The sequence below is a fragment of the Frateuria sp. YIM B11624 genome (assembly GCF_049727805.1).
Classification (GTDB): Bacteria; Pseudomonadota; Gammaproteobacteria; order Xanthomonadales; family Rhodanobacteraceae; genus Frateuria_A.
The window spans coordinates 13,978-25,561 of the sequence record NZ_JBCNYA010000025.1; the positions used below are offsets into that span (position 1 = coordinate 13,978).

Annotated in this window: 13 protein-coding genes; 8 read left to right on the forward strand and 5 right to left on the reverse strand. The window is 70.3% G+C overall.

Going from position 1 to position 11,584, the window contains the following annotated elements; all coding sequences use genetic code 11:
* Positions 1 to 18 precede the first annotated feature (18 nt).
* Entirely contained in the window at positions 19 to 1,512 is a 1,494-nt protein-coding gene (locus AAIL17_RS13180) for a leucyl aminopeptidase (RefSeq protein WP_424683310.1), read from the reverse strand.
* A 92-nt stretch (positions 1,513 to 1,604) separates the two neighbouring features.
* On the opposite strand from AAIL17_RS13180, the gene lptF reads away from it, so the two are divergent.
* From lptF to AAIL17_RS13200, 4 genes are read left to right on the forward strand one after another with little or no spacing between them, the layout of a single operon-like run.
* Entirely contained in the window at positions 1,605 to 2,717 is a 1,113-nt protein-coding gene (gene lptF / locus AAIL17_RS13185) for an LPS export ABC transporter permease LptF (RefSeq protein WP_424683311.1), read from the forward strand.
* Positions 2,717 to 3,814 (forward strand): LPS export ABC transporter permease LptG, encoded by a 1,098-nt coding sequence (gene lptG / locus AAIL17_RS13190; protein WP_424683312.1) that lies wholly within the window; start codon positions 2,717 to 2,719, stop codon positions 3,812 to 3,814. Before lptF ends, lptG begins: the two co-directional genes overlap by 1 nt.
* A gap of 31 nt (positions 3,815 to 3,845) precedes the next feature.
* Complete coding sequence (locus AAIL17_RS13195) at positions 3,846 to 4,313, forward strand: OsmC family protein (protein WP_424683313.1); 468 nt, start codon at positions 3,846 to 3,848, stop codon at positions 4,311 to 4,313.
* A complete protein-coding gene (locus AAIL17_RS13200) occupies positions 4,310 to 4,972 on the forward strand; it encodes an HAD family hydrolase (protein WP_424683314.1) in 663 nt (220 codons plus the stop codon). Before AAIL17_RS13195 ends, AAIL17_RS13200 begins: the two co-directional genes overlap by 4 nt.
* On the opposite strand, the gene AAIL17_RS13205 is transcribed toward AAIL17_RS13200, so the two are convergent.
* From AAIL17_RS13205 to AAIL17_RS13215, 3 genes are read right to left on the reverse strand one after another with little or no spacing between them, the layout of a single operon-like run.
* Complete coding sequence (locus tag AAIL17_RS13205; protein ID WP_424683315.1) at positions 4,969 to 5,688, reverse strand: TVP38/TMEM64 family protein; 720 nt, start codon at positions 5,686 to 5,688, stop codon at positions 4,969 to 4,971. The two genes, AAIL17_RS13200 and AAIL17_RS13205, sit on opposite strands and share 4 nt — an antisense overlap.
* A complete protein-coding gene (locus tag AAIL17_RS13210; RefSeq protein WP_424683352.1) occupies positions 5,685 to 6,245 on the reverse strand; it encodes a nucleoside deaminase in 561 nt (186 codons plus the stop codon). The genes AAIL17_RS13205 and AAIL17_RS13210 overlap by 4 nt, the downstream gene beginning before the upstream one ends.
* 4 nt (positions 6,246 to 6,249) lie before the next feature.
* Positions 6,250 to 8,007, reverse strand: coding sequence for a glutamine--tRNA ligase/YqeY domain fusion protein (locus AAIL17_RS13215; RefSeq protein ID WP_424683316.1), 1,758 nt, complete (start codon positions 8,005 to 8,007; stop codon positions 6,250 to 6,252).
* Positions 8,008 to 8,143: 136 nt separating this feature from the next.
* On the opposite strand from AAIL17_RS13215, the gene AAIL17_RS13220 reads away from it, so the two are divergent.
* The 4 genes from AAIL17_RS13220 to AAIL17_RS13235 are packed head-to-tail and all read left to right on the forward strand — an operon-like array spanning position 8,144 to position 10,824.
* Positions 8,144 to 9,067, forward strand: a complete 924-nt coding sequence (locus tag AAIL17_RS13220) for a 2OG-Fe(II) oxygenase (RefSeq protein ID WP_424683317.1) — start codon at positions 8,144 to 8,146, stop codon at positions 9,065 to 9,067.
* Between the two features lie 38 nt (positions 9,068 to 9,105).
* Entirely contained in the window at positions 9,106 to 9,381 is a 276-nt protein-coding gene (locus tag AAIL17_RS13225; RefSeq protein WP_424683318.1) for a DUF2007 domain-containing protein, read from the forward strand.
* On the forward strand, positions 9,378 to 10,313 hold the full coding sequence (locus tag AAIL17_RS13230; RefSeq protein ID WP_424683319.1) for a DMT family transporter: 936 nt from the start codon (positions 9,378 to 9,380) through the stop codon (positions 10,311 to 10,313). The genes AAIL17_RS13225 and AAIL17_RS13230 overlap by 4 nt, the downstream gene beginning before the upstream one ends.
* Positions 10,306 to 10,824 (forward strand): adenine phosphoribosyltransferase, encoded by a 519-nt coding sequence (locus AAIL17_RS13235; protein WP_424683320.1) that lies wholly within the window; start codon positions 10,306 to 10,308, stop codon positions 10,822 to 10,824. Before AAIL17_RS13230 ends, AAIL17_RS13235 begins: the two co-directional genes overlap by 8 nt.
* On the opposite strand, the gene AAIL17_RS13240 is transcribed toward AAIL17_RS13235, so the two are convergent.
* Complete coding sequence (locus AAIL17_RS13240) at positions 10,818 to 11,513, reverse strand: lysophospholipid acyltransferase family protein (protein WP_424683353.1); 696 nt, start codon at positions 11,511 to 11,513, stop codon at positions 10,818 to 10,820. The two genes, AAIL17_RS13235 and AAIL17_RS13240, sit on opposite strands and share 7 nt — an antisense overlap.
* Positions 11,514 to 11,584: the final 71 nt, after the last annotated feature.

Consider the following 11,584-nt stretch of genomic DNA (forward strand, 5'->3'; position numbering starts at 1 on the left):
GGCGCCCGGTGGGCGGCGTCAGCCGGCGCGGTCGATCAGCCACTGCGCCAGCAGCGGCACCGGACGGCCGGTGGCCAAGCCCTTGCGGCCCTCGTCCCATGCGGTGCCGGCGATGTCCAGGTGCGCCCAGCGCTGGCCCTCGGTGAAGCGCGAGAGGAAGCACGCGGCGGTGATCGCGCCGGCGCTCTTGCCGCCGATGTTGGCCACGTCGGCGAAACCCGATTCGAGCTGCACCTGGTAGTCGTCCCAAAGCGGCAGGCGCCAGGCGCGGTCGAGCGTGGCCTCACCGGCGTCCAGCAGTTCGGCGGCGAGATCGTCGTGCTTGCTCATCAGGCCGCTGGCGTGCTTGCCCAGCGCGATGACGCAGGCGCCGGTGAGCGTGGCCGCGTCGACGATGGCCCTGGGCTGGTAGGTCTGCGCGGTCCAGGTCAGCGCATCGCACAGGATCAGGCGGCCCTCGGCGTCGGTGTTGAGCACCTCGATGGTAAGGCCGGACAGGCTGGTGAGCACGTCGCTGGGGCGGTAGCTGTCGCCGTCGGGCATGTTCTCGGCCGAGGGCACCACGCAGACCAGGTTGAGCGTCAGGCCCATCTTCACCGCGGCGACGAATGCGCCCAGCACGCCGGCCGCGCCGCCCATGTCGAACTTCATCTCCTCCATGCCGGCGCCGGGCTTGAGGCTGATGCCGCCCGAATCGAAGGTGATGCCCTTGCCGACGAAGGCGTAGGGTTTGTCGCCCTCGGCACCGCCCTTGTATTCCAGCGCGATCAGCCGCGGCTTGTTGACCGAGCCGCGCCCGACCGCCAGCAGCGAGCCGAAGCCGAGCTTTTCCATCTCGTCATGGTCGAGCACGCGGCAGCTCACACCCTCGTTGGCGTCGGCGAAGGTTTGCGCGCGCGCGGCGATGTAGGAGGGGGTGCAGATGTTCGGCGGCAGGTTGGCCAGCTCGCGGGCGAAGCGCACGCCCTCGGCGATCGCCGTCGCCTGTGCAAGGCCGGTGCCCGCCTCGTCGCCGGCGGCGAAGGCGAGCGACTTCAGTTCCGGCTGCCCGTTCTTCTCGCGCGGTTTGAACGTGGCGGTGTAGCGGTAGGCCGCGTGGTCGGCGGCCAGCGCCGCGGTACGCACGCGCCAGGCGGCGTCGCGACCGGGCACGTCCACTTCGGTGAGGAACGACACGGCCGATTCCGCCGGCAGCTTGCCCAGCGCGCGGACGGCTTCCAGGGTCACCTTCTGGTAGCGCGCCGCGTCGAAGCTCTTCTGCGCACCCAGGCCGACCACCAGCACGCGACGCGCGGCCACGCCAGTCGGCGCGAACAGCACGCAGACGCTGCCGGCCTTGCCGTTGATGTCGCCGCTTTCGACCTGGCGCTTGATCGCCCCTTCGGCGGCGCCGTCGACCCGCGCGGCGGCGCTGGTGAGCAGGCCGTTCTCGTAGACGCCCACCACCAGGCAGGGCGTTTCGACGGTCTCGGGCGAACTGCTGGCGGCGACCAGACTGAACTGAAGCGTCATCGGGAGGGGTCCTGCAAGCTAAGAAGAAGGTTGACCGGCTAGACTTGGCGCTTTAGCGCCGGCCTGCGGTGCGAGACCTTCAATCCTATCGCATGCTGAGCATCCTCGACCGATACTTCCTGCGCGAGCTGGCCCAGACGGTGGCGGCCACGACCATCGTGCTGCTGGCGATCATCACCGGCACCACGTTCGCGAAGGTGCTGCAGCAGGTGGCGGGCGGCAGCTTCCCGGCCAGCGTGATGTTTCCGGTGCTGGGCCTGCGCACGCTCGACGGGCTGACCAACCTGCTGCCGCTGGCCGGCTTCCTCGGCGTGATGATGGCGCTGGGCCGGATGTACCGCGAGAGCGAGATGCACGTGCTGGCGTCTTCCGGCATGGGACCGCGCGGGCTGCTCAAGCCGGTGGCGATCCTGGCCGGCCTGATCGTGTTCGTCACCGCGCTGGTGTCGCTGTGGCTGGGGCCGTGGGCGGTACGCACCGCCGATGCGCTGGTGGCCGAGGCCAACCGCTCGGTGATCGCCGCCGGCCTGGACGCCGGCCGCTTCACCGAACTGCCCGGCAAGGGCGGCATCATCTTCGTCGAGCGCCTGAGCCGCGACGGCAGCGTACTGGGCAAGACCTTCGTCGCCTCCGAGGGCGTGGACAAGGACGGCGTCCGCGAGCTCAAGCTAGTCACCGCCGCGAACGGCCAGCTCTACCAGGACAGCGAGGGCGAAGGCCGCTTCATGGCGCTGCGCAACGGCTGGCAGTACAAGATCCCGCTCGGCCGCGAGGACTGGTGGCGCATGCAGTACGCGCGCAACGACGTGGCGCTGTCGGACGTTCAGGCCGACGAGGACGAGGATCCGGCCCATTCGCAGGACACCTGGGCACTGGCCACCTCGCCCTCGCCCGACGCGCGCGCCGAGTTCGCCTGGCGCATCCATGCGCCGCCGATGGCCTTCGTGCTGCTGATGCTGGCCCTGCCGCTGTCGCGGCAGAGCCCGCGCGAGCCGCGCTACGGGCGCGTCCTGCTGGCGCTGCTGGGCTTCTACTTCTACTACCTGCTGCTGGCACTGGGCCGCGCGCAGATCGGCAAGGGCCACTGGGCCAACTCCGCGCCGCTGCTGCTGGTGCACCTGCTTGCACTGGCGCTGGCCGCCTGGATGTTCTGGAAGCAGTACGCGCCGCGCAAGCCGCGCGGCCCGAGCAAGGCGGTGGCGTGATGCAGCTTTCGATCAAGCGCGTCGACCGGCTGGTCGGCATGACGGTGCTGGGCTCGCTGCTGACCACCTGGCTGGTGCTGACCGGCTTCGACGTGGTGACCCAGTTGCTGCGCCAGCTCGGCTTCGTCGGGCGCAACGGCTTCACCACCTACGACGCGGTGAGCTTCGTGCTGGTGACGGTGCCGCGGCGCCTGTACGAGTACTTCATCTTCGCCGCGGTGATCGGCGGCCTGATGGGCCTGGGCAACCTGGCCGGCAACGGCGAGCTGACCGCGCTGCGCGCCGCCGGCATGTCGCGCCTGCGCATCGCCGCCTCGGCCGCCGGCGTGGTGGCGGTGCTGATCGTGGGCGTGACCATCCTGGGCGAGACGGCCGCGCCGTGGGGCGACCAGAAGGCGCAGGTGATCCAGTTGCGCATGAAGGCCGACCACCTGGGCCTGTCCGGCAACACCGGACTGTGGGCCAAGGACGGCAACCGCATCGTCAACGCCAAGGCCACGCTGATCAAGCAGGTGCAGGGCCACAACGTGGTGCAGCTGGCCGACGTGCGGGTGTTCACGCTGACCCCCGACGGCCAGGTCAGCCGCTTCGACTGGGCCCGGACGGCCGAGAACGACGGGCGCCAGTGGGTGCTCAGGGACGTGCGCACCACCACGCTCGACGCGAAGGGCACGCACGCCGCCACCCGTGCCAGCGAGCTGTGGGACTCGCGGCTCAACCCGCGCGTGCTGGAGCAGTCGGTGATCCAGCCGCAGTACCTGCCGATGCGCGACCTGCACCGCAACATGACCTACCTGGAGCGCAACGGGCAAAACCCGGGCGTCTATGCGGTGACCTTCTGGGGCCGCGTGCTGTACCCGTTCAATACGCTGGTGCTGGTGCTGTGCGCGATGCCGTTCGCGTTCGGCGCGCTGCGCTCGGGCGGCCTGGGCAAGCGCATCTTCGTGGGCATCCTGCTGGCGATCGGCTGGTACTTCCTGCAGAAGGCGCTGGTCAACTTCGCCACGATCTACGGCGTGCCGCCATTGCCGGCCAACCTGCTGCCGGCCGGAGTGCTGGCGCTCGGAGCGTGGCTGTATTTCCGCAGGCGCAACTGATGCGCCTGCAGGGCTGTCGGGAGAAACGCACATGAGCAAGCACATCGCCGAACTCATCTGGACCCGCGAGGACCAGCCCTTCCTCGACAACCGCTACAGCCGCCGGCACATGGTGCGGTTCGACGGCGGCGAGCGGGTGCCGATGTCCTCCTCGCCCAGCGTCGTGCCGGCGCCGATGTCCGACCCTTCCGCGGTGGATCCGGAGGAGGCCTTCGTCGCCTCGCTGGCGAGCTGCCACATGCTGTGGTTCCTGGGGCTGGCCGCCGGCCAGGGCTTCCGCGTGGACAGCTACCGCGACGCGGCCGTCGGCAGCATGGGCCGCGACGAGCGCAACCGCATCGTCATGCGCGAGGTGCTGTTGCGGCCGCGGGTGGATTTCTCCGGCGACCTAGTGCCCACCCGCGCGCAGATCGAACAACTGCACCACGCGGCGCACGAGGCGTGCTTCCTCGCCAACTCGGTACGCTGCGACGTGCGCTGCGAGCCCGATTTCACGTGAGTGCCTCGTCGCCGGGCCTGGTGATCTTCGACTGCGACGGCGTGCTGGTCGACAGCGAGCCGATCGCCAACCGCGTGTTCGCGCGGATGCTGGCCGGGCAGGGACTGGTGCTGACCGACGCACAGATGGACGAGCTGTTCCTCGGCCGCACCATGGCGCACTGCCTGGTGCTCGCCGCCGAGCGGCTCGGGCGGTCGCTGCCGGAGGACTTCGAGGTCGAGCACGATCGTCTGCTGTTCGAGGCGCTGGCGGCGGAACTCGCGCCGGTGCCGGGCGTGCGGCAGGTGCTCGACGCTCTGGCATCGCCGTTCTGCGTCGCCTCCAATGGCGGCCCGGACAAGGTGCGCTTCAGCCTGGGGCAGGTCGGCCTGCTGCCGCGCTTCGAGGGCCGGATGTTCAGCGCTGCCGAGGTGGCGCGCGGCAAGCCTGCGCCGGACCTGTACCTGCACGCGGCGCGCCGCATGGGCGTGGCGCCGGCCGGGTGCGTGGTGGTCGAGGACTCGCCGGCCGGCGTCGCCGCCGGCGTGGCGGCGGGCATGCGCGTGCTGGGCTTCGCCGCCCGCACGTCGGCCGCGCACCTGCGCGACGCGGGCGCGCAGCAGGTGTTCGCCGGGATGGATGAACTGCCCGCGTTGCTCGGCGCGACAGTGCTCGCCTAGCCGCCGGTGCCGCCCTGCGGCTGGCGCCGCCGGCGCGTGAAATGGCCGATCAGCAAAGGCACCAGCGCGAGCAGGGCGATCGCCCCAAGCGGCAGCAGCACCTCGCGGTGCATGAAAAGGTTGATGCCGATCCGGTCGCTTTCCCTGAGCGCATGCCCCAGGCCCGCGCCGATCGAGGTCTCGAAGATCAGCGCCACGGTGCCGCCCAGCCAGGTGGCGCCGACGAACAGCCACAGCGGGCAGCGCAGCCAGGCCAGGCAGACGGTGATCAGGCCGAACGGCGCCACCGGCACGAAGCGCAGGAACAGCGTGTAGCTCACCGGATGCTGTTCGAAGCCGTGGTGCAGCTTCGCCACCAGCGCAGGCGGATGGCGGCTGCCGGCGCCGAAGGCGTAGCGGCTGGCCAGGAACAGGATCAGCGAGCCGAGCGTCAGGCCGACCGAGGAATACGTGGTGCCCTCGACCACGCCGAATGCGAAGCCGCCGGCGAAGATGATGATCACCGTGCCGGGGATGCCGGTGGCCATCGCCAGCGTCAGCAGGCCGATGTACGCCAGCCGGGCGAGCCACGGGTTGGCCGCGATCTGCGCGTGCATCTCGGTCTGGTGGGCGACCAGTTGTTCGGGATTGAGCCGGTCCAGCGCGCCGGAGGCGAACAGCACCACGCCGGCGATCACCAGCAGCAGCAAGGGCAGCGCGGCGCGCAACCGGCTCAATAGTGCGCTCCGCCCTGGCCGTAGTCGGCGAGCACCGCGCGCGCTTCGTCGCGCAGGATGTCGCGGCGCACGGCGATGCCGCGGCGCTCGAGCTGGGCGATCCAGTCGGCCGGCAGCGGACCTTCGTCGAAGCTGGTGAGCGATTCGACGTCCTCGCCGCGCGCGCCGATCAGCAGTTCGTCGATGCCCGCCCACACCGTGGCGCCGTAGCACTGGCAGCACGGCTGCGCGCTGGTGGCCAGGATGTAGCGGCCGTTGTCGCCCGCGTTGAGGCGGAAACTCGACAGCCGCTGCTGCGCCAGCATGTAGGCCATCATCTCCGCGTGCGCGACCGAGCAGGTCTGCGGCACCACGCGGTTGATGCCGGCGGCGACCAGCCGACCGTCCTCGTGGAACACCGCCGCGCCGAACGGCCCGCCGTGGCTGCGCCTGACGTTCTGCCGCGCCAGTTCGATCGCCAGGCCTACGCGCTCCTCGTCGGTGAGGTAGCGCCTGCGGGTATCGGCAACTTCTTCCACCCAGGGCGGAAGGGTCAGATGGAGCTGGAGCGGCAGCAGCACGTCAGGCCTGCTTGGCCCAGGTGTCGCGCAGGGTCACCGTGCGGTTGAACACCGGCGCGTCCGGCCGGTGGTCCACGCGGTCGGCGACGAAGTAGCCCAGCCGCTCGAACTGGAAGCGCTGTTCCGGTTCGGCCTTCGCCGCGGACGGTTCCAGCCAGCCGCGGCCGACGCGCTTGGCCTCCGGATTGATGTGCTCGATCCAGCTCTTGCCGTCGCTCTCGTCGTCCGGTGCCGGCACGCTGAACAGGCGGTCGTACATGCGCACCTCGGCGGCCACCGCGTGGCGTGCGCTGACCCAGTGGATGGTGCCCTTGACCTTGCGGTCGGCACCGGGCAGGCCGGCGCGCGAATCGAGATCGAGCGTGCAGCGCAGCTCGATCACGTCGCCGGCGGCGTCCTTGACCACCTCCTCGCACTTGACGATGCCCACGCCGCGCAGCCGCACTTCGCCGCCGGGGACCAGGCGCTTGAAGCCCTTGGGGGGCACCTCGGCAAAATCCTCGCGCTCGATCCACACGGTGCTGGAAAACGGCACCTCGCGCGTGCCGAAGCTCTCGTCCTTCGGGTGATTGGCGAAGGTGAGGGTTTCCTCGTGATTGCCCGGCAGGTTGGTGAGGGTGAGCTTGAGCGGATCGAGCACCGCCATGCGCCGCGGCGCGGTGGCGTCCAGGTCCTCGCGCACGCAGTTCTCGAGCAGCGCGTAGTCGATCACGCTGTTCTGCTTGCTGATGCCGAGGCGCTCGATCAGCAGGCGCAGGCCGGCCGGCGTGAAGCCGCGCCGGCGCAGGCCACGCAGGGTGTTCATGCGCGGGTCGTCCCAGCCGTCGACCAGGCCTTCGCTGACCAGCTGCGCGAGCTTGCGCTTGCTGGTGATGCTGTAGGAAAGGTTGAGACGCGAGAACTCGATCTGGCGCGGCTTGGCCGGCTTGGCCTCGAGCCCGGCATCGACCACCGACTGCCACAGATCCGGATGCGCGGTCAGGTCGACGTTGTCCACGCACCAGTCGTAGAGCGGGCGGTGATCCTCGAACTCCAGCGTGCACAGCGAGTGGGTAATGCCTTCCATCGCATCGGACAGCGCGTGCGCGAAGTCGTACATCGGGTAGATCGGCCACGCGTCGCCGGTGTTCTGGTGGACGATCTTGCGGATGCGGTACAGCGCCGGGTCGCGCAGGTTGATGTTGCCCGAAGCCATGTCGATCTTCGCGCGCAGCGTCTTGCTGCCGTCGGCGAACTCGCCGGCGCGCATGCGCCTGAACAGGTCGAGGTTCTCCTCGACGGAGCGATTGCGGTAGGGCGAATTGCGGCCAGGCTCGGTCAGCGTGCCGCGGTACTCGCGCACTTCGTCGGCCGAGAGGTCGTCGACGTAGGCCTTGCCGTCCTCGATCAGCTTGAGCGCGGCGCGGTAGAACACGTCGAAGTAGTCCGAAGCGTGGCGCAGGTCGTGCCAGTCGTAGCCCAGCCAGCGCACGTCGTCCTTGATGCCCTCGACGAACTCGGGGTCTTCCTTGCCCGGGTTGGTGTCGTCCAGGCGCAGGTTGCACCAGCCGCCGAACTCGCGCGCGATGCCGAAGTTCAGGCAGATCGCCTTGGCGTGGCCGATATGCAGGTAGCCGTTGGGCTCTGGCGGGAAGCGGGTGCGGATCGCGCGGTGCTTGCCGCTGGCCAGGTCCTCGCGAATGATCTGGCGCACGAAATCCCGCTGCACGGCGTTTTCGCTGGTGCCTGGGGTTTCGGCGGCGGGGTTCTCGCTGGACATCGGTGGCTCGGGCGGATACGGGTGGGAACCTAAGAGTTTACCCTGAGTTGCGCGCGTCCCCGTCGATCCGGCGACATGCCGTCGCGACCGGGGCCGCCCGCTACAATCCGCCGATTCCGTTCTCTCGATGCGTCCGATGCCTGCAGCCGGCCTTTCCATCCTTGATCCCCGTGTCCTCGAAACCTCGGCAGGTCACCGCGCCGAGTTCAGCTCGGCGGCGCCGTTTCCGCACGTGGTCATCGATGATTTCCTCGCCCCGGCGTTTGCCGACGAGCTGCTGGCCTCGTTCCCGGCGTTCGAGCGCGGCAACAGCGTGGGCGACGACGGCACGCCGGGCGGCAAGTCGACGCTCGACCGCATCCGCGGCATCGGGCCGGCCTACCAGCGGTTGGACGATGCCATCAAGAGCCCGGAATTCCTGCGCGCCGTCGGCGAGCTCACCGGCATCGAGGGGCTGATCTACGATCCGTGGTACCTCGGCGGCGGCACCCACGAAAACCGCGACGGGATGGCGCTGGATCCGCACGTGGACTTCAACTTCCACCCCAGCGAGCGCTGGCACCGGCGGCTCAACCTGATCGTCTACCTCAACCGAGAATGGGAGCAGGCCTGGGGCGGCTGCCTGGAGCTGTTCCGCGATCCCCACGCCGACGCCCGCCCGGCGCGCTCGGTGGTGCCGGTGTTCAACCGCTGCGTGATCTTCGAGACCTCCGAGCGCTCCTGGCACGCGTTCGACCCGATCCGGCTGCCGCCGGAGCGCGCCGGCCTCACCCGCCGCTCGATCGCGCTGTACTTCTACACCAAGGAGCGGCCCGCGGAAGAGACCGCGCCGCGCCACACCACCTACTACGTCAATCGCCAGCTGCCCGCGCACATCGACGAAGGCCGCACGCTGTCGCGCGGCGACGTGGCCGAAATCAGACAGCTGCTGGAGCTGCGCGACTCGCACATCCGCATGCTGTATGCGGAGAACACCGCGCTGCGCCAGGCGCAGGACCGCGGCCTGACCGGGCATCTGCTGTACCTGGCCAAACGCGCCTACGTGCGCTTCCGGCGCTAGGGCTTGCCGCTCCCCGGGGCGCGCAGTAGCGTGGCCGCATGCGCATCGCCTACCGAGCCGAAAGCCTGATCGACGCCCATCTGGTCAAGGATGCGCTGGAGCGCGAGGAGATTCCCGCGTTCATCGCCGGCGAGTACCTGACCGGCGCGGTGGGCCAGTTGCCGGCGATCGACTACGTGGCGGTGATGGTGCCCGAGTCCTCCGCGCAGGCCGCCGATGCGGTGGTGCGGCAGGTCGAGGCGCAACTGGCCGAGGCGCGAGCCGCGCTCGACGGCTGGGATGGCGACGCGCAACTGGCCACCGACACGCCGTGAACACGTCCGTCTCCACGACCACGACGCCATTGGCGCCGTCGGCGGCGGTCGGCCGGATGGCGCTGGGCGCGATGCTGCTGTCCACCACCAGCATCTTCGTGGTGCTGGCGCAGGTGGCGCCGACGGTGTCGGCGTTCTACCGCATGCTGTTCGGCGGCGCGATGCTGCTGGGCTGGGTGGCGCTGGGAAGGCGGTGGGTGCACGTACGCGCTCAGGACCTGGCGCTCGCTCTGTTGCCGGCGCTGGGTTTCTCGCTGGACCTGATCTTCTGGCATCGCTCGATCCTCTGGGTGGGACCGGGCGTGGCCACGCTGCTGACCAACTTCCAGGTGTTCCTGATGGCGCTGGTCGGCTGGTGGGTCTACCGCGAGCGGCTGGGGCGCTGGTTCCTGCCGGGCATCGCGGTGGCGCTGGCGGGGCTGTGGCTGCTGGTCGGCGCGCACTGGTCGCTGTTCGATGCACGGCACCGGCTCGGCGTGTGGCTGGGACTGGCCAGCGGCCTGGCCTATACCGTCTACCTGCTGAGCTTCCGGCGCGCGCTGTCCGGGCATACGCGGCTGTCGGCAGCGCAGTTTCTCGGGCTGATGAGCCTGCTGAGCGCGGCGTTGCTCCTGCTGTGGGGGCTGGTCGAGGGCGATGCCTTCGCGCTGGTGAAGGTGCGCGGCTGGAGCGCGCTGCTGGCGCTGGGTTTCTTCGGCCAGGTGCTGGCGTGGCTGCTGATGGTGCGGGCGATGCCGCTGCTGCCGGCCTCGCTGGTGGGCCTGTTGTTGCTGCTGCAGCCGGCGCTGGCCTTCGTGCTGGACGTGCTGCTGTTCCGGCGGCCGACCGGCAGTGGCGACTGGCTGGGGCTGGTGCTGGCGCTGGCCGGCATCCTGCTCGGAACCCTGCGCACGCGCCCTGCCGCGCCCGAACCGAGTGACGACCATGCATGATTTCGCTTCCCTGATCCGCGCCATCCCCGATTTCCCGCAGCAGGGCGTGGTCTTCCGCGACGTCACGCCGCTGCTCGCCGACGCCGGCGCGTTCGCGCGCTGCATCGACGCGCTGGCCGAGCCGTGGCTGGGCGAGCGCGTGCGCGCGGTATGCGGCATCGAGTCGCGCGGCTTCATCTTCGGCGCGGCGCTGGCACAGAAGCTCAACGCCGGCTTCGTGCCGCTGCGCAAGCCGGGCAAACTGCCGCCGCCGGTGGTGGGCGTCGACTACGCGCTGGAATACGGCCACGACCGGCTGGAAGTGCGCGCCGATGCCTTGCAGCCGGGCGAGCGGGCGCTGCTCATCGACGACGTGCTCGCCACCGGCGGCACGCTGGCGGCGGCGCAGGCACTGCTCGACCGGCTCGGCGTGGACCTGGCGGGCGCGGGCGTGGTGATCGAGCTGCCGGACTTGCAGGGCCGCGTGCGCTGGCAGGGCGACAGGCCGCTGCACGCGCTGCAGCGTTACTGACCGGCGCTTCCTTCCAGCAACGCCACCACCGCCGCGCGGGCCTGCTGGGCCAGCGCGTTGCGGTCGTGCGGCGCGAGGCCGTGCGTCGGCAGCGGATCGCCCAACCGCAGCACGATGGTGCCCGGGCGGACGCGGAAACCCGAGGCCGGCAGCACCGCGCCGCTGCCCTCGATCGACACCGGCACCACGCACACGCCAGCCTCGATCGCCAACTGGAAGGCGCCGCCCTTGAACGGGCCCACGCGGCCCTCGCGGCTGCGCGTGCCCTCGGGGAAGGCGCAGACGCTGGCGCCCCCGCGCACGACGTCCACCGCCGCGTGCAGCCGCCGCGCCGAACTGCGCGCGCTGGCGCGCTCGATGAACACCATGCCCATCGCCCGTGCGTACCAGCCGACGAACGGCACCTTCGCCAGCTCCTGCTTGAGCACGAAGCGCACCGGCACCGGCAGCGCGCGGAACAGCGCGCAGATGTCGATCATCGACTGGTGGTTGGCCACGAACACGTGCGGCCGGGACCAGTCGATCCGCTCCAGTCCGTGCACCTCCAGCCGCGCGCCGGCGCCGCGCAGCAACCCGGGCGCCCAGCAGCGCGAGGCCATCCGCAGTGGCCAGTGGCGTCCGCCGGTGAGCATGCGCACCAGCAGCGCCAGGCAGATCCAGCCGGCGGTCCAGAGCACGGTGAACAGCAGTTACAACGCGTTGAACAGCGGCCAGGCCAGGCGGCTCATACACGCGATCCGGAAGGTTTCATCACGACGCG

Coding starts and splice junctions, on each gene's coding strand:
- AAIL17_RS13180 (WP_424683310.1), bottom strand. CDS start 1,512: ATGACGCTTCAGTTCAGTCTGGTCGCCGCCAGCAGTTCGCCCGAGACC.
- lptF (WP_424683311.1), top strand. CDS start 1,605: ATGCTGAGCATCCTCGACCGATACTTCCTGCGCGAGCTGGCCCAGACG.
- lptG (WP_424683312.1), top strand. CDS start 2,717: ATGCAGCTTTCGATCAAGCGCGTCGACCGGCTGGTCGGCATGACGGTG.
- AAIL17_RS13195 (WP_424683313.1), top strand. CDS start 3,846: ATGAGCAAGCACATCGCCGAACTCATCTGGACCCGCGAGGACCAGCCC.
- AAIL17_RS13215 (WP_424683316.1), bottom strand. CDS start 8,007: ATGTCCAGCGAGAACCCCGCCGCCGAAACCCCAGGCACCAGCGAAAAC.
- AAIL17_RS13220 (WP_424683317.1), top strand. CDS start 8,144: ATGCCTGCAGCCGGCCTTTCCATCCTTGATCCCCGTGTCCTCGAAACC.
- AAIL17_RS13225 (WP_424683318.1), top strand. CDS start 9,106: ATGCGCATCGCCTACCGAGCCGAAAGCCTGATCGACGCCCATCTGGTC.
- AAIL17_RS13235 (WP_424683320.1), top strand. CDS start 10,306: ATGCATGATTTCGCTTCCCTGATCCGCGCCATCCCCGATTTCCCGCAG.